General features: G+C 57.0%; 18 protein-coding genes. 2 read left to right on the top strand and 16 right to left on the bottom strand.

Annotated elements, in window-relative coordinates; genetic code table 11:
• Nucleotides 1–231: 231 nt before the first annotated feature.
• The 4 genes from AAKU61_RS22765 to AAKU61_RS22750 form a co-directional block, all read right to left on the bottom strand.
• A complete protein-coding gene (locus AAKU61_RS22765; RefSeq protein WP_503012650.1) occupies nt 232–447 on the bottom strand; it encodes a hypothetical protein in 216 nt (71 codons plus the stop codon).
• A gap of 64 nt (nt 448–511) precedes the next feature.
• Nucleotides 512–889 (bottom strand): antibiotic biosynthesis monooxygenase family protein, encoded by a 378-nt coding sequence (locus AAKU61_RS22760; RefSeq protein ID WP_503012649.1) that lies wholly within the window; start codon nt 887–889, stop codon nt 512–514.
• Nucleotides 890–905: 16 nt separating this feature from the next.
• Nucleotides 906–1,241 carry a 4'-phosphopantetheinyl transferase family protein gene (locus AAKU61_RS22755; protein WP_503012662.1) on the bottom strand — a complete coding sequence of 112 codons (336 nt, stop codon included), beginning with the start codon at nt 1,239–1,241 and terminating at the stop codon, nt 906–908.
• A 355-nt stretch (nt 1,242–1,596) separates the two neighbouring features.
• On the bottom strand, nt 1,597–2,490 hold the full coding sequence (locus AAKU61_RS22750) for a beta-ketoacyl-[acyl-carrier-protein] synthase family protein (protein ID WP_503012648.1): 894 nt from the start codon (nt 2,488–2,490) through the stop codon (nt 1,597–1,599).
• A 265-nt stretch (nt 2,491–2,755) separates the two neighbouring features.
• Here AAKU61_RS22750 and AAKU61_RS22745 point away from each other — a divergent pair, with 265 nt between their 5' ends.
• Both AAKU61_RS22745 and AAKU61_RS22740 read left to right on the top strand, forming a co-directional pair.
• Nucleotides 2,756–5,023, top strand: a complete 2,268-nt coding sequence (locus AAKU61_RS22745; RefSeq protein WP_503012647.1) for an iron-containing redox enzyme family protein — start codon at nt 2,756–2,758, stop codon at nt 5,021–5,023.
• Nucleotides 5,024–5,040: 17 nt separating this feature from the next.
• The gene (locus AAKU61_RS22740; protein ID WP_503012646.1) at nt 5,041–5,550 is read left to right on the top strand and encodes an OsmC family protein; all 510 of its coding nucleotides are present in this window, start codon (nt 5,041–5,043) and stop codon (nt 5,548–5,550) included.
• 76 nt (nt 5,551–5,626) lie between these two features.
• On the opposite strand, the gene AAKU61_RS22735 is transcribed toward AAKU61_RS22740, so the two are convergent.
• The 12 genes from AAKU61_RS22735 to AAKU61_RS22680 are packed head-to-tail and all read right to left on the bottom strand — an operon-like array spanning nt 5,627 to nt 19,552.
• Nucleotides 5,627–6,811, bottom strand: a complete 1,185-nt coding sequence (locus AAKU61_RS22735) for a cytochrome P450 (protein WP_503012645.1) — start codon at nt 6,809–6,811, stop codon at nt 5,627–5,629.
• Between the two features lie 8 nt (nt 6,812–6,819).
• The gene (locus tag AAKU61_RS22730) at nt 6,820–7,578 is read right to left on the bottom strand and encodes a thioesterase II family protein (protein WP_503012644.1); all 759 of its coding nucleotides are present in this window, start codon (nt 7,576–7,578) and stop codon (nt 6,820–6,822) included.
• A 20-nt stretch (nt 7,579–7,598) separates the two neighbouring features.
• Nucleotides 7,599–8,747 carry an acyl-CoA dehydrogenase family protein gene (locus tag AAKU61_RS22725; RefSeq protein ID WP_503012661.1) on the bottom strand — a complete coding sequence of 383 codons (1,149 nt, stop codon included), beginning with the start codon at nt 8,745–8,747 and terminating at the stop codon, nt 7,599–7,601.
• A 56-nt stretch (nt 8,748–8,803) separates the two neighbouring features.
• The gene (locus AAKU61_RS22720; protein WP_503012643.1) at nt 8,804–9,841 is read right to left on the bottom strand and encodes a C45 family autoproteolytic acyltransferase/hydrolase; all 1,038 of its coding nucleotides are present in this window, start codon (nt 9,839–9,841) and stop codon (nt 8,804–8,806) included.
• Between the two features lie 10 nt (nt 9,842–9,851).
• Nucleotides 9,852–10,451: a GNAT family N-acetyltransferase gene (locus tag AAKU61_RS22715; RefSeq protein ID WP_503012642.1), complete on the bottom strand. Its 600-nt coding sequence runs from the start codon at nt 10,449–10,451 to the stop codon at nt 9,852–9,854.
• Nucleotide 10,452: 1 nt separating this feature from the next.
• A complete protein-coding gene (locus AAKU61_RS22710) occupies nt 10,453–10,716 on the bottom strand; it encodes an acyl carrier protein (RefSeq protein ID WP_503012641.1) in 264 nt (87 codons plus the stop codon).
• A 12-nt stretch (nt 10,717–10,728) separates the two neighbouring features.
• Nucleotides 10,729–12,264: an AMP-binding protein gene (locus AAKU61_RS22705; protein WP_503012640.1), complete on the bottom strand. Its 1,536-nt coding sequence runs from the start codon at nt 12,262–12,264 to the stop codon at nt 10,729–10,731.
• A gap of 24 nt (nt 12,265–12,288) precedes the next feature.
• Nucleotides 12,289–15,585, bottom strand: a complete 3,297-nt coding sequence (locus tag AAKU61_RS22700) for a non-ribosomal peptide synthetase (RefSeq protein WP_503012639.1) — start codon at nt 15,583–15,585, stop codon at nt 12,289–12,291.
• A complete protein-coding gene (locus AAKU61_RS22695) occupies nt 15,582–15,833 on the bottom strand; it encodes a phosphopantetheine-binding protein (protein WP_503012638.1) in 252 nt (83 codons plus the stop codon). Before AAKU61_RS22695 ends, AAKU61_RS22700 begins: the two co-directional genes overlap by 4 nt.
• 4 nt (nt 15,834–15,837) lie before the next feature.
• Nucleotides 15,838–17,889 carry a class I tRNA ligase family protein gene (locus AAKU61_RS22690; protein ID WP_503012637.1) on the bottom strand — a complete coding sequence of 684 codons (2,052 nt, stop codon included), beginning with the start codon at nt 17,887–17,889 and terminating at the stop codon, nt 15,838–15,840.
• 12 nt (nt 17,890–17,901) lie between these two features.
• A complete protein-coding gene (locus AAKU61_RS22685; protein WP_503012636.1) occupies nt 17,902–18,930 on the bottom strand; it encodes an FAD-dependent oxidoreductase in 1,029 nt (342 codons plus the stop codon).
• 16 nt (nt 18,931–18,946) lie between these two features.
• Entirely contained in the window at nt 18,947–19,552 is a 606-nt protein-coding gene (locus AAKU61_RS22680; protein ID WP_503012635.1) for a SidA/IucD/PvdA family monooxygenase, read from the bottom strand.
• Nucleotides 19,553–19,650 lie beyond the last annotated feature (98 nt).

Raw genomic sequence — 19,650 nt, 5'->3', positions numbered from 1 at the left:
TAGTTCCGATTTTTACACCACTGCTGACTACAACCGATAGGAATCGGTCAGATAGTCTGGGATGTCTGCTGGACTTAAATGAATACCTCTTTCCCCGCTAGCTCCTGCTGGTAGGAGTAATCTCAAACGATGAAATAGAGGAGTTCGTTTCGCGTGTACGAAAGATAAAGAAAAGGGGGGGCGCCGTGACCACAGCCCTCCCAATCACGAACATTTTTTTCGTTTCCTGCGTTACATCCAGTAATCCTGCGGAAGTTTAATGTTTTTTTCGCCGCGAACTTCTTCGATTTGGTGGTTGACTTCTAGCGCGAGCCTATTTGGCGTATGCCCCAGAGCATCAGTGTCAGAGATGATTCCAATTGTCGTGACAACCACGTTTTCGCTATCTCCCGTGGTTTGGGTGATAGCGACGCCGTCGAGCTCGGTCAGTAGCGTAGGTTGCGTCATAGCCAACCTCCAGTCAGTAAAATCGATTGCCGAAAGGTTTGAAGGGGTGCGATAGTGTTATGGTTCATGTTCTGGTTAAGAGGTCAAACGACGCTGCGCCGTCGTGAATGGTTCTCGAATCCTGAGGGGCCTGCGCGCGATCAGTCATTCCATAATCGCGGATGACGCCGGCTACACGCAGGCGATAATTCTTGAAAACACCATTGCGACCTTGGCTCTGCACACCTCGATGTGGGGTATGGCAGCGCCAGCGCCCTACCGCTTCTTCGTCTCGCCAAAACGACAGCGACAGTATCTTCCCTGGAGTGGTTAAGCTCTCGAAACGTTCAATCGAGATGAACCCATCGAACTCGGTCAAATCTTCGCGTAATACGGCGGCGAGTTCTATATAGGTGTCGCGGCGGCCCTCGGCCGGTTCAACTTCAAAGATGACTGCAATCATGAAAAACACTCCTTTTCTAATGTAATTCGTTTAAAACAAGCGTCCTGATGGGGGCGACCCAAATGTCCGGTGAGCTAGCGATACACCAGACCAGTCCCATTTCACAGCCTTCATGCAATACCGGATCGTTCCGGCGACCGAGCATACTCAATGCCCGGTCATTACCTGCGAAGCCGCAGCCACGGTATTTCAGCACCGCCTCGCGGCGTGTCCAGAGGCGCACGAATGCGTGCATCCGCGCAGAGCCATGTAGCCGTGTAAGCAGCGCTACCTCCCTGTCCGGCATAACCATACGTGCCAAATCCAGCGATGTATCGCACGGTTCGAGCACTTCTAGATCGACACCGATCATTCCTCCATCTGCAACGGCCAGCATAACTTTGCCGGCCGCATGCGACAGGTTGAATTTGAGGTGGTGGTATGGTGGTGCCAGTATAGGTGCGCCATGCGGGCCTATACGGATCGGTACCTCCAATGGTGAAATATTCAATATCGACGAGAGCCAAAATCGCAGGAGCGTACGAGCGCAGCAGAATTCAGCCTTTGCGATGGGATTATGGAATGCCTGCGCTCGTCGGCGCTCGGCGTCGGACAAAATCGCCGGCCATAGTTCCTCCGGTGCGGTTGCGGGAACGTGCGCCAAAATGGCGGCAGCAGTCCCTTGAGCAACCTTTGGAAAGGGGGCGTTCTGGACTCGGTCGAGCATGTTATACAACCTCGGCAATCGCGCAAATCCGTTGGCCCGGCACCGTCGCCCCGATCAGTATCCGATCTCCGCGCGCAAGCGGGTTGTGGGCTTCAAGATCGATTAGGTTGATGATAGGGTCGGCCGCAAAACAATGGGCTCTGATTGCAATATTTTCAAGAAATAAAGCCCCGACTGGGGCACCGCCTTGCGCTTCTGTGGCGAAGGCGATGGGCTGGAATACATTACTTGGCAGAACCGCCGCCAGATCGGCTATCGCCGAGCCGGAGTCGTGCTCTAACTTTTGATTAACGGCCCGTACCATTCCGGGTGCGATACGGGCGGCGATGTCAAAGGTATCCGGGGCGCTGTGCGCGGCGATCGCGCGGATCTTGTAGCTTGGCCCGGCTTCGCCTTTTGATGAGCCAATCACACAGGCTGCCGCGCCATCGGAAAACAGAGCGAATGGTTGCAGGCGCTCGTCATCGTTGCGATACAGGTCTGAGGTGACGACTAGCACACGCTTGTCCATTCCCGCTGCTACCAGCCCGCAGGCCATACGTATGCCCGCCATTAGACTAGTGCACCGTCCATAAGTGACACCAGTCACTTGCGTTGGCCTAAGCCCTACCGAGTGCATCATTAACCTAATGGCAGGAGTCGTTTCCTCGATTGGCCCGGTCAGCGCCGTGCCGCACAGGATCAGAGTGTCGATATCGCCGCCGGCCAGTCCTGCCGCCGCTAGGCTTGATGTGATTGCCGTTGTCGCTAATGACCAGACCGTCTCTTCTGGTATTGCTGCGTAGAAACGATCCATCCCCAACATGGTGGGGTCGTTTGGCAAACCTTGGGCGGTGAAAAAAGCTGCGAGCCCGGGCAGATCGTGCACTGTTCGGTGCTGCGAACCGAATGCCATGGCCGGTCCGCATAGCATGATCGTGGGCGGTGACTGGATTGGGCGAGTGTTTGAGGACATGGAAAGTATTTACGGTTTTGGGATTTAAATAGACTGGATTTATTAGACCAGTACGGTGTTTTTCCATCATTTGCACATTGTGAATAGCCTCGCTCGTGCTTTCACGCTTATTTCACGATTCTATCCTTGCAAATGGCATTGCCTGTGAACGCCGATCTTGTCTATTAGTCTAGCGGCTCAAAACAAGACATGAAAGGACTATCCCATGGTTTATAGAAACGTTAGGTTCATTCCCTCCCCACCGCAAACGATCTGCTTTTCGACTGGCGTGGAGGCGCAGGCACAAGCCATTCTCGCGTTGGCACCGCGCAAGATTATGCATCGCTTGATCGTGGATCAGGAAAGCGAAGCGGTACTGTATGCCGGCTTGCAGCTAGTCGAGGCACGCTTGACGAGCGCGTCAAACACGTTGCAAGAATTGCAATCGCTTGCTGTCGACTCAGAGGGTCAGATCGCGATCGGGCCTCTGCTTGCCGAGCTCCGGGATCGCTCGTTATGTTTGCACGGGCAAGTTCAACATGCCATCGCGTCAGACCAACGATTGCGCCAGCTTGTCCTGACCGAACGCGCCGCCATAATCATGGTCGCGGGTTGCTGGCTTGACGGAATAAGTCAGCCCGCTACCCAGCCTGATCGGACAGTGAACATCTTGTTCGGACAACATTTTCGTTACATGGGGGAGGCCAGGATCGAGGCCTCGTCACGGGAACTGCGTCGCCGAGCGCTGAATGCGGCTGGTGTCGAGCTACCGGCGATTACAGACGAGAGTTTTGGTGCCAAGGCCAATATCTGCGACAGCACCGCGCTGTTCGTCGCCTTTTATCTTGGACTATCTCGCTTCGCCGCGAATTTTCTCCCGGAGGTGCTGGGCGTCCACGTGGCTTACAATGGATTGGGCCTTGATAGCGCGCTGCTCAGCGAGACAGCTTGTATCACAGTGCAAGACCTTACGGTAGCGGTCGAGGCGTTCACCGAAGGACTCGTCCATGACGGAAACCGGCTCGCCCAGGTCGAACGATTTCTGCGCGCAGTCGCGATTACCGTCGACATGGAGCAGCGTCACGCTGGCATTCTGATTGAGACAGCTAAACGTGCGGCGGACCAAAGCCTTGATGCACGCGTTGCCGAACTGATTGCACAGCATGCGAAGATGGCCGGCAAGCACCACGATGCAGTCCAGATCGCGCGTCGGCCAATGGCCGACTACTTTGCCGGCGACGCGCCGGACTTGCAAAGCTTCATGCAAGAATTTCGTAAGTCGCCGCGCGTTAGGATTGAGCGTAACGGTTCGTGTAGATTTCTGAATGCATTAAAGTTCGGCGGTCCGATGTTTGGTATTTTTACCGAGAGCGAAGCACGCTTACTCACCGATTGGGTGGAGACATTGCCGGAAACCCGCGGCCAACCGCTCGATCTCACATCCTGCCGTCCGCATGACCAACTGGCTGCCAGCGACCTTGAACACCTGCGTGCTACCCGCCCAGACCGTGCCCGGATCGACGATCATCCTGCCGGGGACGAGCGAGAGTTGTTCTACCGTCTTGTCAATATCGAGAATTTCCCCAATACCCTGGCCGAGGCTCGCGCCCGTCTTGAACAGGGGCTTCTGGAGGCGCGTCAGTTGTTTGTTAGCGACGCCGAGGGGCGCTATACCGATGGTCGCTTTTTCGCCTACTCCGCGGAGGCTCTTCTGGCCCGCGTCGAGAGCGTGTATGAGAAGAAACTGATAGGGCCCTACCAGAGGCTCGAGGACATCCCCGCCCGCGATGATGTGGTTTTCGAACAAAAGACGTTTGCGCTCGGCAATCTCATTGATGGCAGTTGGTCCTGGCGAATTGGTAATCTTGGGCGCTACGAGCATTGCGCCGACGCACGCCTGTTCGCTATTCATGCAGACGAGATGGGATTGGGCGATTACCGTAAGAACCATATCACCCTCATCCACGACGTGCTCGATAGCATGGGGGTGTGCTTGCCCCACATTGCCGATCCGGCCTTCCGGGATCAGTTCGAACTACCCGATACGGTATATCCATTCGCCATCAATCAGCTTGCGCTCGCGCTGTTCGCGGACAGCTACTATCCAGAAATCGTCGGCTACAACCTTGGAATTGAGATGTTTGGCCTAGGGGAAATGCGCTTGCACGAAATTCAGAAGTTGCGGCACCATGGCTTTAGTACTATATATGAGGAGGTTCACCTGTCGATAGACAATATCTCGTCTGGTCATGCGCGCCAATCGATCGAGATTGTGTCAAGCTATCTGGAATACATTCGCAGAACCTGCGGTGAGGCGCTGATGCACCGGCAATGGGAGCGCATTTGGAATGGTTACTGCGTTTTCGCCCACTTCATCGAGTCCGGCCCGATCGTTGTTATGCAGGTGGGCACCACTTCCTCAAGTGTTCCTCCATCCATACCGGACGCGCTTGGCAGTTGCCCGATAGTGGTGGCCGCCGAAATGCTAATCTGATGTCGGTGAAGGCGAGAGTGCAAAAAAATACTCCAGAGTTCAGAGTTGACGCATCGATCCAGTGGCGAGGGGTGGCTAAACATGGTGTATTTTACGCGCGCGACCATGAATGGCAATTCGATGGCGGTGCCAACGTGGCCGTCTCGGCCAGTCCCGATGTAGTGCCGGAGCCCGGCGCTAATCCCGCACTGATCGATCCGGAGGAGGCCTTGGTCGCCGCGCTGGCCAGCTGCCACATGATGTTCTTTCTCGCGCTGGCCGCTGCACGAGGCTTCGTGGTAACTGCTTATCATGATCAGGCCCGGGGGTTTCTTGAGGCCGATGCGGCGGGCCGTATGTCAATCACGCGGATCACCTTGTCGCCCGAGACCTGCTACCGCAATGCCAGCCCTGATTCGGCCGAAGAAGCACGCTTGCACGAGCAGGCGCATGCGCTCTGTTTCATCTCCAATTCGCTGCGCGCCGAGGTGTGCATCGTGCCACGCCCCATGGTCAGGGAAGGCGCAGATACGGCGCTTTTTCTGTGAGTTATCCCCGTGATCCTGCAGGGCGAATTGCGCAAGTATGTGCAATTCGCCCTGAAGATGAACAGCCTGCCGACCATTAGCAGGTCGTCGCGTGTGCACTGCCTGCCAGTTCGACCGTTGCCAGAACGGGTAGGCGCGCGTTGGCCGATATCGTGTATGAGGGCTCGTTCGTGATGTGCACTTGTGGTTTCAGGCCGCGGGCGCGCATCGCTGCCACCACTCCCGTTGCCATGGCCCGAGCAAACTCTTCGCCAGGGCAGCGATGTCGTCCGAACGAAAAGGAAAAGCTCGATAAATTCTGCCGGTCAATGTCGAACCGGTCTGCATCAGCATATGAGCTCGCATCGCGGTTGGCCGAGGCAAGCAGGATAAGCACGGTTTGACCCTTGCGCAACTGTGTGCCATCTCCAAGCACCACATCTTCAGCCATGAAGCGACGCGTGTTTTGAATTGGTGAGTCATGGCGCAGTGTTTCGCGCAAGACTAGGTCTAGCAGCGCGATATCGTCCTCGCGATCATCCCACCGGCCTCTATGGCGTGATAGAGCGACCAAGGTCTGGCCAGTCAGAGCCGCTGTGGCGTCGAAGGTTTGCGACATCATCCCGATCAAGTTGGCCGCGAGCAGTTCATCGTCGATCTCGCCGCTACGCCGCATTTGCATTTCGATCTGACGCGCCAGCCCAAGCGTGGAATCGGCCAATAGCGCCGCTGTGTCGACCAGTAATACTTTGGCAGCAGTGACCGAGGCCGCAATCGCATCTAGACCGGACAAGGGATTGATGCAACCAGTAAATAACGCTACCTGTTCACGTATCCTTGTACATTGATCTGGGTTAAAACCAAGTTGCTGCGCCATAACCTCGGTCGGGATCGAGAAGGCTAGAGCCATCGGGTCGCAGCGCCCTTCCGCCGCGTCGATTGCCTTGATGCTACAACGGTATGCTTGTTCTCGAAACAGCGCTGGCGTAGTGGTGGCGAGCGCTTCCATCATTGCCCGTTTCATATTGTCGCGCGACGAGCCCTCGGTCATCCGGATAAGACGGCCAAAAACGTCGCCGGCGGTGCTACCTGCGATCGTCTTTGGCACTGGTTCGGTCAGCGGTCGCACTGCGGCCGCGGGTTCAGCCAGGATCGCGCGGGCAGCGCGACTGTCAGTCGCTACCACTAGGCCACTTTCATCATGAAAAAAACTTGCACGCGCTCGTAGCTCGGCATAAAACGGATAGGGATTTGCCGCGTAGGCGGCTTCGGTGATTTTCATATTGGTCCTTAAATGAAGGTGGTCTCGTATTTTGGTCGCAGTGCTGTCAGAATCTGGTCGAGGATCCAGGCTTGGTGGGTGGTGTCTTCCAGATAGAAATGATCGCCAGTAAGCATGTGAATTTCCGGCTCGATCAACGCCTCTGGGCGCCAGTCTAGCAGGTGCTCGCGCGTGATATGGCCGTCGCGGTCACCGCAAAGCAGCATCATCGACACTGCAAGGGGCGGTCCAGGGCGGTAGCGGTAACGCGCTAACAAGTCGAAGTCACGGCGCATTGCGCCTCTGATCATATCGCAAAATTCTGTGTTTTCCAGCACATCCGGGCTCAGCCCTCCCAGCGTCCCTACAAATTGAACGAAATCGCCTTCTGGGAGGGTAAGGGCGTGGCGCACGAAGGGAGACGGCAGGTGTATCGGAGCCTTGCATGCCGATATGCACAACTTCCTGGGAAGGGGCAGCCCGCGTGATTGCAACACCCGCGTCAGTTCAAAGCCTAGCAAGCCACCCAGAGAATGTCCAAACAGAACATAGGGCAAATTGGGCAGCTCGCTCATAGCGTCGGCCAGTCGAGTTGCCACTTTAGCGGGGTCGTCATTCGCGCCCACATTGACTTCCCGAGATGGATATTGCGCTACGACCAAGTCGATATCTGGTGGTAAGTTGCGTCGCCATGGTGCAAAGTAACGCGGCGAGCCGCCCGCATGCGGCAGGCAGATCAGCCGTGCGGTAGGTGCAGCGTCGCTAAAGGATGTAAATGAAGTTTGCATGTTATCTCTTTTCTTGAACATTATCCGATCTGTCCCGCGCTGACCGCACGGCCAATGACGAGTTGTTGCACTTCCGATGTGCCTTCGTAAATACGTAGTGCACGAATCTGGCGATATAGTTTTTCAGGTATCGAACCTGCCACGCAACCGGACGCGCCGTGCAGTTGCAAGGCACGGTCGACGATACTCTGGGCAGCCTCGGTCGCATGGTATTTCGCCATTGCTGAGCGTGCGGCGGAGCAGGCACGGCCGGTGTCGGTTTCCCAAGCCGCCTGCAGCACCAGTAATTGAGCAGCATTGAGCTCAGTGGCCATGTCGGCTAGTGCCGCCAGAGTCATCTGAGTCGAGGCCAGAGGCTGACCATCAACCTTGCGTTCGCGCACATAGCACAGAGCCGCTTGCAGAGCACGGCGTGCGAATCCGATAGCCGCAGCACCTACGGTCAGGCGGAATCTATCAAGTGTATCGAGCGCGTAGACCAGTCCTAGCCCGGGCTCGCCAAGCAGGGCATCGACAGGCACTGCGCAATCGGCCATTACGATAGAGCCGAAGGCCCGCGGAGCAGATAGTGTTAGTCCACCGCTCTGGGTCAGGCCGACTGCATCGCCCGGCACCAAGAACAGGCTAAGCCCAAAAGCACCGGGTCCGCCTGTGCGTGCCAACACGCAAATCTGGTCGGCAATACCCGCATTTCCGATCCAGGTCTTGGTGCCGCTGATTCGGTAGCAGTCGTCGTCGGGGACCGCTACGGTGGTAATTGCCCCCAGGTCAGAACCTGCTCCAGGCTCGGATAGCGCGAAGGCGCCTATTGCATCGCCGTACCGTAGGTCCTTAAGTTCGACCGTAAAGCGTCCGGCGGTGCTGGCCGCGGTCAGTGGATATGCCGCCAGCGCCTGTATCGCGAAGCTGAAATCGCACAGATCTTCCAGATGGGCGAAGGCCAGTCGGCACAGGCAGATCGCACGGAAATCGGGCGCGTAACGGTCACCCTGAAAACCCGTGGCGATCTCAAGCCAGCCGCCGGCACTTAGCAGCGCGACGATGCGACGTGCCGCTTCGTCAGGTGGCGCGCTGGCGGCGGCAGTTACCGCTTCGCCATTGGTACGGATCCACTCTTCAAGACGTGTCGCCAAGGTGCGATGGTGTTCCTCCCATAATGGCAGGGCCATCCAGTCCAGATCGAAGATCGGCGTGACGTAATGTGGTTTATTCGGGATATTCTGAGTCATATACTTCGCACTGTCTGTAGCGGTTCATATTGTTCGGTGGCAGATTGGTTAGGATCGCCGCGGCGTAAGGCTAGCTTGCCACTGTGCGGTAGCATCACAACCGCGGCCACGGTGCGCTCTCGTCGCATATCGGTAGGACCCTGGACGTTTAAAGGTCTTTCAGACATTATCTCGAATAACGTTTCCTCATCGGCAGCCGGGTTTAGCGTGGAAGCGCGCTCGCGCATGGCGTTGAGCCGGCGTAGAGAGGAATTGCGAGCGAAGACGTTGAGTTCATCGCGGTTAGCGAATTCGGTATCGAGAAAGTGGTTGGCATGCGCCACGCTTGAGCCTTCGATAATTCGGGTCTCGTCACCAAGACGCTCAACGGCTACGGCGCGGCTGTCATCGCATAACATGAAGTTACGCGACGAAGCTAGCGGCAAGTCGCGCAAGATTGTAATCGCCTCACCGACATTATGTGCATGATCGATCAGGTGGCGAATCGCAAGATACGGCGGCAGACCCGGACGCCAGTCGCCACCCAGCACTAAGTTCAATCCGACTGCAAGCCCAGCGTCGTTCACGCCAAGATAGCCAAGCAGTCCGGTGAAGCTGAGTACTCGGGCGCCACCACCGGCGATGTCGGGACCGCTCAACTGCAAGACTTGGATCTGATCCTGCATCTCGCACGTCAAGTCGATGGTTTGTGCCAGCACCGGCGCAAATGGCGCCGAACGTGCTAGGCTCGTACAGTCACCACTCAAGATGCGGCTATACCCCATCAATTCGCGCCGACATTGGAGTAGCACGGCTTCGTCGCGACTGATCCCAGCGCCCTCTGCCAATCCTTCGATTTCTTGCCAGAGCAACGGTGTGGAGGCGGCAATCCGTTCGGCATAGACCGATAGCAGCGGCTTTAATGTTGCGCTGTCATGTGGCACCGATGCCACATGGTTGAGCCGAGCGATGCCATCGGCTAAGAAGGTCTGGATCGACGCGCGCAAAGCGGTGCCGTGTGCGATCCCTCGTTCGCGTGGGCTACCCGTCAGCAAAATGGAAAGATTAGGCTGGTTCACGGAGTGTCTCGTTTAATCGCGCCGAAACGCTTGGCCACTCAGATCTCAAGACCGAGTAGTAGATAGCGTCGCGGCGGCGGCCGCCCGGCATATAATTGAAACTGCGCAGCACGCCCTCTTCGGTTGCGCCGATCTTCCTAAGAGCTTGTCGGGCACGCAGGTTCAATACGTCGGTTTTGAATTCGACCCGCTCCGCGCCCATGTGCTCGAATGCTTGTTCGAGCAACGCATGCTTGGCCCAGCCATTTAGCCCGCTACCATGAAATTGCGGCGCCAGCCAAGACCAGCCGATTTCGAGCCTGCGGTCAGCTGGTGCCATATTGCCATAACACATGCTGCCGGCAATGTGGCCGCTGCGCTTGTCGATGACGACATAGACCGCCCGTCGGCCAGCCGCAATATCGTCGAGCGCCGTGCGTATCAACGTGTCGAGGTCGACGGGGGTATCAACGCGGGTCACAAAATGATCCCAAATGCCTGGCTTGAACACAAGCTCTTCAAGTGCTGCTCTGTCTTCCTGACGCATCAGGCGCAGCTGGCATCCCGAATTGTTTAGTTCTGCTGCAAAAGGTGTTTGCCAGTTCATCTCAGGCCACCATTTCTGGCAGGTGCGTCTGGAACCGTGCTGCAATGGCGCGCACACTGATCATTGCCGCCAGATCATCCTCGTCAAAGGCTGTCATGGAGACGCCAAGCGTGCGGCATAGCGTGGTGATCAGCAATACCATCTGCATGGATGTTACTCCCAGCTCTTGTGCTAGTTGAGCGTCTGCGTCGATCTGGTCCGGCGCACCGGCGTTAGGGACGAGACGTGCGAGTACGATGGTGATGGTGGAATATAAGTTAGTCATGATTTTCTCCTGTTAATTGAGGCTGTTGAGCAAGTCCTGGTGGGCGGCGATAATTGCCGCACGCCGTGGCTTGCCCTGTGAAGTGATCAAGCCGTTTGCTTCGGTAAGCGGTAAGCAGGCGGCAATGGCATGTTGAATGTGATGTGACGGTATGGTGGCCGGGAGTTTGCGAACTGCTTCAAGCACGATGTGTGGCGCATATCCGGGTGCGATGTCGACAATCGCGCGCAGATGCGGTTTACCGCTGCCGCACAGAATGACCTGGGCTACGCCGGGCAACGCGCGCAGCGCTTCTTCAATCGGACGCACCGCCACGTTCTTGGCGTTTTCCAATACAACTACGTCGTCGGCGCGCCCTTGGATCCAAAGAAAGCCGTCGGCATCGAGGTGGCCTAAGTCGCCGGTTACCACGGTATCGTCGCCTTCGAAGACTTTTTCGGACGCGCCTTCGGGGGCTGCGTCGTATCGGCAGTTGACAGGAAAGCGGCTGCGTACTCGGATGATGCCGTCCGCGCCGATCAGGATTTGCTTGCCGCGCACGGCGCGCCCCGCGCTGCCGCGTCGATGCGCAGTGGGATGATTCTTTGTAGCAATGCAAGTTTCATTCAGTCCGTATCCCTCATATATAGGCAGGCCGCAATCATCTTCCATGAAGCGTAGTAGCTCGCTTCGAATGGGCGCCGAGCCCGTCCACATATAGCGGATACGTCCGCCAGTCACAGTGCGCGCCGCTGCTCGGGTACCTCCCTCGACCTCGATCATCTGGCGCAGCGTTTCGTAGAACGCGGGAACCCCCATCAACACTGTCGGTGACGATTCGCGTAGCGCGTGTAGGGCGAGTTGCGGTGTGCTGATCACGAGGTCGCAGCCAAACAGGAGGGCCGAATACACCCAGTAGCGCTGTTGCAGCAACGATAGCGTGAGAAACACGAATAATTTGTCTTCACGACCATGTGCAAAGATATCTTGGGTGGCGGCGATGCTCATTCCGGCCGAACCGTAGCTGGCCGCCAGTGCCTTTGCCGCACCAGTTGATCCGGACGTGAACTTGATCGCCAGCGTGTCCGATGGACCGCGGACAGGGCGCGTCGGGGTGTTGGCGTTATCGGCGGCGGCCATTTTCCGAACTGCGTGCAGCGGTTCTGTTCCCGCGGCGCCGTTGTCAGCAAACAGACGAGTCAAGCCGTAACGCTGCGCCAATGCCGCGTCAGGGGTGAAATCACCAGTATTGAAACCGGCGCTCACCGCTCCCAGTCGTAAGGCGGCAAGATCAAGTAATACCCACTCGAGCCCATTTGCAGCGCATACCCCGATCCGGTCGCCAGCGCTTACGCCTGACTCAGAAAGTGCTGCTGCAAGGCGTTCGACCTGCTCAATTAAGTTGGCATGGCTGATGTATTCGACACCACCGGATCGGTAGAACGTGAAGAAGCGATCGCTCACCGGTGCTATGTCAAAGAGTGCGTCAAGCAACGTTTCAGGGTGGTGTTCGAGTAACGCGGACAGATCGCCATGCTGGGGCTGAATGAATTGAGTAGTCTGTGTCATATTGGAAAATTTTCTAATAGTCGATTAAGCGGTTGGTATTGCATGTTTGCTCAGATATGAAGCCTGGGTGGCAACAGTGTTGAGTCGGTCCAGTTCGCGCAAGGGCAGCCGCACACCGAAGTGACGATTAATTTCGGTCGCGATGCGTACTGCCGACAAGGACGATCCGCCTAGTCGCTCGTAGCGTAGGTGGGCGTTAGTGACCGGTATTTTCAACACATTCTCCCAAATCGCAGCGATTGCCGTTTCTACATTACCGCTGGGCACACGGCGCTCTTCTTCAGTGCTTGGTACTGCGTCGATGCGCATTGCTGCCAGCGCCTTGCGATCGACCTTGGCGTTGTCAGTCAGTGGCAAGCGGTCTAGGGCGCTGAAGATCTGGGGCACCATATAGGCTGGCAGGCTTTGCTCAAGCATTTCACGTAGCGCGTCCATGTCGACGCTATGTCCTGTTTTGGCGACAATAAATGCCGTGAGTATCTGGCCAGCTGCCGTATCGATCACACATGCGACCGCAGTATCGACATCTGGATGCTTGCTCAGCAAAAAATCGATTTCGCTCAGTTCAATCCTGTTCCCGTTGATTTTGACTTGGAAGTCGGAGCGTCCAAGGATCTCGATACACCCATCGGGCCTTACACGGCCAAGATCTCCGGTCGCATAGAGATGCTCTTCCAGGCCTAGATGTTCGAAGAAAGCCTTTGCACTACGCTCAGAATCGCGCCAGTAACCACGGGCAACTCCGGCGCCGGCAGCGTGCAACTGGCCGACCACCCAGTCAGGGCATACTCGGCCTCGTTGGTCGAGCACGTAGTAACGGTTGTTTGTGATTGGAAAACCATAGGGCACGAGCAGTGCATCAGCCGGCTGCGCTGTCACATCGATGAGGATATTCCATACTGTCGTCTCGGTCGGTCCTCCAGCTGCAATGACCTGTAGTTCCGGTTTGGCACGAACCAGCGCAGCTGGCAGCGGTGCTGGAATTTTGTCACCCGACATTAGGATCAGTCTCAGTGCTGGTGGCAAGCCTGCATTACTTTCGAGCAGCATCTGTACGATCGCTGGTACTGAGTTCCAGACCGTGACCTTGTGCACGGCGGCGCGGTGTGACCAGCTTTCGGGCGCTCGGATTTCGTCCGGGGCGGGCAGGACCAGTGCGGCACCGGCGTCGAGTGTACAGAAGATGTCGAATACGCTGAGGTCGAAATGGAAGGCCGAGATGCCGAAGGTCCGATCCTGTGGCGTGATTTCGAAACGGGCATTGATGTGAGTGACTAAGTTCACCGCGCTCAAGTGTTCGATCATGACACCCTTCGGGGTTCCGGTTGAACCTGACGTGAACAGGATGTAAGCGAGGCTGTTTTGCTCCTGCTCGGGCCGGTTGCTCGGCAAATAAGGGGTGTGGTCGGCGGCCATCCCAGCCATCACTTCGAGCACTGGTACAGACAGGGCGCTGGTGCTGCCTGTCTGCACCAGTGCTGCGGCGGGGGTAGCTAACGCCATAATTTGGGTGATGCGTTCGAGGGGGAACGCTGCATCGATTGGCAGATAGCAGCCACCAGCCATGAGTGTGCCAAGCGCGGCCGCGATCTGTTCCCAGCCTTTGTGCATGATGATCGCGACTGGCTGGTCGTGCCCTAGCCCCTGTGCTCGCAGCCAATCGGCGATCGCCGACGCTGAGGCGAGCAACGCTCCGTAGCTAATCTCGGCGTCCGGCGCTACAATAGCCAGCGCTCCCGGGGTCTGTTGGGCGCGCTCGAGGAAGCCGTCGTGCAGCAAACGCTTCGGTATTGCCGCGGCGGTGGCGTTGACGGCGGCGCGCATCGTACAGGTCTCGGTAGGAAGTAGATCCGCTTCGTTCTGATCCCAGCCTTGTGGTATGACCAGGGCGGCAAGCAAACGTATCAGCGCAGCCCCGATCTGCGCAACCATTGCATCGGGGAACAGTCCGGCTACAGCGTCGAACTCGATGATCAAGTCGTCTTGGGTCTCGAAGGCGAATGCGTTCAGCCATACTTGAGGAGTTTGCGAAACGGCATAGATGCGCGTGCCGAAGGCGTCGAATGCACGGCTGAGGCCATCGGCCCCCGGTGCTCCGAACGCGCAGTTCAGTGTAACTGGCAAGCGCAGCGTTGGCTGATTCGGTCGGGCGTAACGCTGCAAGACCTCGATTCCCGATAGATGTCGATGTTCGATGCCGGCGCGCAAGGCAGTTGCGAAGGCTTTTGCTCGGCTTACAAACGACTGGTGGCCATGATGCCGGAACGGCACCGGGCAGGGTTGGGTGAAGTTTCCGATCACTTCGAACACATCGGTCGTAACTGGCACACGGTTGGCGATAGTCATATTGAGCGAGAAGTCTTCGCCTCCGGACCAGCGTGATAGCACTTCGCAGAACGCGGCGCCTAGTGCGGCGGCCGCACTGAGTCCCTGTGCCCGCACTGTGCGCTGAAATGCTTCCCATTGTAGACGCGGCAAACTAACCGATTGACGAACGCTACGCGGTGTTCCCAGGCTGGCTGGATCTGCTAATCTAGGTAGTTGCGGCGCGGCGGGCAGCTCTGGCGCCGCATCTCTCCAGTACTGGCGGGCGGCCTTGGCCTGGGCACTGTCGCGAGCAGAGTTGAGCAGCTGCATCTGCTCTGCGAAACTAGTCGATAATGGTGACAGGCAAACTTCCGAATTGTTGTAGACCTGTCCCATATTTTGAAACAGGATTAACATGCTGAGACCATCAATAACGAGCCCGTCATGGCTGACATGCAGGCGCATCCGATTTGTATCGAGTTGCGACAGGCGTATATCGACCAACAGACCGCGCTCTGCGTCCATCACTTGGTGGGACATTTCTTGCCGCATCTTCGACAGCTCTGCTTCCTGCTCTGCTGCTGTCATCGACCTCAGATCCACGCGCGGGATCGTTACGCTAATCGCATGTGGCGGCAGCACCCGTGCACCGTCGATCCGTATCACCATCCGCAGCCCATCGTGGCGTGCTACGACCAGGGCTAGGGCTGTCTGCAGCCTCTCGTACTCCCAGTACCCTTCAAATTCGTGATAGACATGAGACGATACACCACCGAGTTCGAGCGCGTTTTCGCGTCCCATCAAATAGGCAAGTTGCATGTCCGTCAGCGGGACAGGCGTTGCGGCGTCAAGCAGATGTAACCAGTTGAGGATGTTTGCCTTTTCGTCTTTGATCTGTCCGATCAGCGCTGGCGTGAGCAGATCTTGACGGCCGTTGATCTTCAGGTTCTCTCCTGCCAGTTCAATGGCTATGCCGAGGCGGCGCAGTTGGCTCAGGATCAGGGGTGCGGTCATGCTAGATCCCGGCTTTGTGCCTGTTGAGCTAGGCTGGCAAGGCTGCTTGACCCCATTAGCTCGTCTAGCGTTAGCGTCAATTGGTGATCGCGTATTAATCGGTATTGCAGTGTGACTGCGGCCAGCGAGGTCAGTCCGAGCGCCGAGGGGGAAACGTCGGATTTGGGTAAAGTGGGCAGGCGTAGGAGTTCAAGTAATTGTGTACTCAGCCAGGCTGCGATGGAGGTATCGATGGTGATCGTTGTCATAGCGTTATTTGTTTGCAGATGCAGGGTGCGATTCGGTAGTTTGGGCGATAAAATGGTGGAAGTTATCGAGCTTAATGGTGCTGTGCGCTGTGATCAGCGTCGGATGCTGCGGCCAGGTTGGTGTATCGGAGAGTCCGAGCGCATTAGCTAAGGCAGCCGCGAAACGTGGCATGACCGGGGCTGCCACTCGCGCTAATAGGCCGGCTGCTGCTAACTGCAGAGCGACCGCACTGCGCCAACGATCGGCTTGGCCTTGCACACCACGCAGATGTGCCTGCTTTTGGCCAAACACCCTCGCTACGTCCACGAAATCGATTAGCAACTTTGCCGTCAGGTTGAGCGAAAAACCTTGTGCGCCCAAGGCCTTGCGCAATGCGCCGAGCATGCCGTCGAGTTGAGCCCAGAACGCCCTGTGTTCGGCACTCCAGTCGCCCGCTTCCGGCGCTACGCCACCGAAATCTTGTGTGACTAGTTGACCAAGGCCGGACAGCCAACTTTGCCAGCGCCCTGCCAGTATCTCGTCTTTAAATCGCTCGAACGCGGGTAGCGAGAAATTGGTGCGCTCGGCTTCGGAGCGAGTCAGCGATAGGTATAGCCTTACCGCGTCTACTGTATCGGCGCTGAGGATTTCTTTACCCCAGATTGCGTGGCGGCGGCTGGTCGAAAATTTCAACCCATCGAGCAGATAGAATTCGTTGACGTGATAATCAATATCCGGACGCCATTCCGGATATGCGGCGGCATACAGTGCGGGATACAGGATGGCGTGGTAGAAGCTATTGTCGTAGCCAAAGAAATGCACGATTTTCCATTCATTCTCGGGCGCACTTTGGCTCCATTGACGAGCGGGCGACGAGCAAGCTTGATCAGATTGCGCTTCAAGACGATTGCCCAGCGCTTCGATCCCATACAGGAAACCGTAGGCCATTTCGGGCCAGACCCAAATCACCTGGTCCTGCCCATTCGCATCAGTTGGCGGACGGATACCCCAGTTGGCTGGATGCGAAATTGGAATCTGCGTTGGACCGTCGGCCAGCACCTTGGCCGTTAACTGCGCCACTCGCGGTGGAATCCGGCTGCGAGATTGATGGGTAAGAATTGCCTCAGCGCTGGCTTTCAGATCGATTGCGTAGCGGGGAACCTGGGAAATTTGGGGCTGTGCCGTACCGATCCTGGCCTTCGGCGTGCCAAGGTCGACGCATATGTTCGGCGCACCGCATTCTTCGCAGATGTTGCCGCCACAGCTATTCCCGCAGCTTGGGCATTGACCTCCAACATCGACTTCGTAGAGATAGGTAGCCGTTTCAGGATCAACCAGTGCCGGCATTGCTCTCCAGTCGACCTGAGGCGCCTTGATTAGGCGGGTAAAGAAATCCTGCGCGCCTTCACAGTAGGTAGGAGCGTCTTGCGTGACAGTAAATTGGTGCACGTCAATATCCATCATACGCAGTGTTTCTTGAATCTCGGCCGCGTAATGTGCCGCTACGGCGGACGGACTCTGGTCCTCGGTCCGCGCACGTCCGATCACGTAGCTCTGGAAATCGTCGCTGCCGGTCAAGTGATATGCCTTTGCGCCATGAGCACGCTGAAAGCGCGTATAGACATCAGCACCCAGGTAAGGTCCAGACAGGTGGCCAATATGCAGGTCACCGTTGGGGGTAGGCGGTGTGGAGAAAACGAAAACAGGCCGATCTCGGATAACGTCTAGATCGGGATTAGTGGCCGCAGCGCTTGCGGAGACAGGATCGCGCCAGTAAAGATCTAGCAAGGTCAGATCGGTGTCGCCGGTGTTGTGGATCACATGCTCCTGGAATGGTTCGAAGACCACAATGTCGCCGTGGCAAACTGGCACTCGTACGCCGTTGCCCTCCACTTCACCTTGGCCACTTAGGATCACAAAGCATTCGCTTTCGTCATGGCGATGCACGGTGCTCCGTCCTCGCATCGCAACGATGCCCCATGAACTGTCCGTGACGCCGCCTAGGCGCGCAGCATCGGCCATCGCAATGCCGAAACGTGGGTGGTATTTTGCTGTTGAATATGGAATGTGTTTCATGAAATTATTTAATTAGTTGATTGGAGTGAGACTGTGTAAGACGCGCTCGGCTAGTGCGGGAGCGAGTCGGTAACCTGAACCGTTCGCGGCCCCAGCAAAGATGATGCGGCCGCTGTCACCCACCTCGCTGACGAGCGGGGTGCGACTGGTGTTATAGGCGTCGCAAAACACCCTTCCGGCGTTCAATCGATCGGCCCATTGGGGCACGTAACGCCTTAGGATGGCCTGCGCTGCAGCGCGATCCCTTGCTCCAAGCGACATGGTCGCGGGAGAGATGTCCCACTCATCGCAGGTGTACGAATAGATCCAGCGGTTTTCGGAGGGAACGGGTAGCAAGAACGCATCTTCGGACAAAAACAGTTCGGCGGCGTCGTCCGAACCGGCCGGCGCGTCAATGTGGAATGCGACGATCTTCTTGATGCGGATGTTTAGCCCCGCGGTAAATGCCATGAACGGTGACTCGCACGCCCATGGTCCTGGTGCTAGGATGACGCGATCAAAGTCCTGTGCAGTCCCGTCGCCCAAGCGCACGCGAACCGTGGTGCCGGTCTCTTCAATGCCCTCGACCACGCAGCCTTCACGCAAAATGAGGCGTCCTGAAACGCGCCTGACCAGTTGCGTTAGCCTTGCTGTAACCTGGCAATGATGGGCATTGCTGGCCTTCCAGGAGCGGAGATTCTTGCCCTGGACCAGCGGTCCAGGGCCAGAGAGCCCTTGCAGTCTCGTGCTATCCAGAAATACATCGAGAGCGCTGATATCGGTACCTGCTGCCAGATGTACTCGCATTTCCAGGCGGCGAATCGGACCGCTAGGGTCGCGCTCGATCTCCGCCTCATAGAATTGCTGTGATAGCGCGGCCATGTCACGGGCTTGCGCTGAGCGGCCCAGCGGAAAGTGTAGGCCGGCTGAGCGGGCCGATGCACCTTGGCCTACGAGGTCGCGGTCGAACAACGTGATTGATCCGGCGTTGGCCTGCACAAGTTGTTCTGCAATGGTAAACCCGATTATGCCGCCACCTATAATAGCGATGAAATGTGACATTGAGGTGCTCTCCTAGTCAGGCCGATTTCAAAAACGCGTCAGAACGGTCGTCGCCGCGCCAGTTGACAAACGAGGGCACATTGCAGACCTGTTGTTTACGTCCGAGGATCGCATCGGCGATCTGACGGCTGCGCCAAGCCATCAGACTCAAATTCGGATCGGCCAGGCCTTTCTGGTTGCGCGTCGCGTTTTGTATGAACAGGCCCTGGCCGCGCGGGGCATCCCATTGCGCCGCATAATCGGCGCCGACGCGGATTTCATCGCCTTCCCAGTCCAATCGTCGGGTTAGACGATCAGATAGCGGTGCGTGCGCGTTGCGATAGCCGGTCGCGAAGATGACGGTGTCGGCATGCACCAGTTCCTTGCTACCGTCGCCCTTATGTTGTGTTAGTAGCGCCGATTGCTTGTCAACTGCGCTGCGTGAGATCACACGCCGGTTTGGTAACATCGAGATCACATCTCGTTCACCGTCAATGAAACGGCGTGTATACATCTTCTGGTAGATCGTGCGCAGGGTGTCGGCCGAGATGCCATCTGAGGCAAGAATATTGCCGCGCACGTGGCTTTCTCGCTCGGTGCGGGGTAGGGATGAAAAATACTCGACGTGGCAAGGCAGGAACATATCGGTAAGCGTCCGACGCAACCATCTAGCAATGATGAAATGAACGCGCCACACTCCTTCGTTTCAAAGTTAAGGAGAAGGCATGAGCCACGACCCAA

The sequence above is a fragment of the Undibacterium sp. GrIS 1.2 genome (assembly GCF_040544435.1).
GTDB lineage: Bacteria > Pseudomonadota > Gammaproteobacteria > Burkholderiales > Burkholderiaceae_D > Undibacterium.
This window is presented reverse-complemented; position numbering and strand designations above follow the sequence as displayed.

Bases quoted from the DNA above. Each gene is read 5' to 3' on its own strand.
- AAKU61_RS22730 (WP_503012644.1), bottom strand. From the start codon at position 7,578: ATGCAAACTTCATTTACATCCTTTAGCGACGCTGCACCTACCGCACGG.
- AAKU61_RS22755 (WP_503012662.1), bottom strand. From the start codon at position 1,241: ATGATCGGTGTCGATCTAGAAGTGCTCGAACCGTGCGATACATCGCTG.
- AAKU61_RS22745 (WP_503012647.1), top strand. From the start codon at position 2,756: ATGGTTTATAGAAACGTTAGGTTCATTCCCTCCCCACCGCAAACGATC.
- AAKU61_RS22710 (WP_503012641.1), bottom strand. From the start codon at position 10,716: ATGACTAACTTATATTCCACCATCACCATCGTACTCGCACGTCTCGTC.
- AAKU61_RS22695 (WP_503012638.1), bottom strand. From the start codon at position 15,833: ATGACAACGATCACCATCGATACCTCCATCGCAGCCTGGCTGAGTACA.
- AAKU61_RS22725 (WP_503012661.1), bottom strand. From the start codon at position 8,747: ATGGCCCTGCCATTATGGGAGGAACACCATCGCACCTTGGCGACACGT.
- AAKU61_RS22690 (WP_503012637.1), bottom strand. From the start codon at position 17,889: ATGAAACACATTCCATATTCAACAGCAAAATACCACCCACGTTTCGGC.
- AAKU61_RS22750 (WP_503012648.1), bottom strand. From the start codon at position 2,490: ATGGCATTCGGTTCGCAGCACCGAACAGTGCACGATCTGCCCGGGCTC.
- AAKU61_RS22715 (WP_503012642.1), bottom strand. From the start codon at position 10,451: ATGAACTGGCAAACACCTTTTGCAGCAGAACTAAACAATTCGGGATGC.
- AAKU61_RS22705 (WP_503012640.1), bottom strand. From the start codon at position 12,264: ATGACACAGACTACTCAATTCATTCAGCCCCAGCATGGCGATCTGTCC.
- AAKU61_RS22760 (WP_503012649.1), bottom strand. From the start codon at position 889: ATGATTGCAGTCATCTTTGAAGTTGAACCGGCCGAGGGCCGCCGCGAC.
- AAKU61_RS22680 (WP_503012635.1), bottom strand. From the start codon at position 19,552: ATGTTCCTGCCTTGCCACGTCGAGTATTTTTCATCCCTACCCCGCACC.
- AAKU61_RS22685 (WP_503012636.1), bottom strand. From the start codon at position 18,930: ATGTCACATTTCATCGCTATTATAGGTGGCGGCATAATCGGGTTTACC.
- AAKU61_RS22700 (WP_503012639.1), bottom strand. From the start codon at position 15,585: ATGACCGCACCCCTGATCCTGAGCCAACTGCGCCGCCTCGGCATAGCC.
- AAKU61_RS22765 (WP_503012650.1), bottom strand. From the start codon at position 447: ATGACGCAACCTACGCTACTGACCGAGCTCGACGGCGTCGCTATCACC.
- AAKU61_RS22735 (WP_503012645.1), bottom strand. From the start codon at position 6,811: ATGAAAATCACCGAAGCCGCCTACGCGGCAAATCCCTATCCGTTTTAT.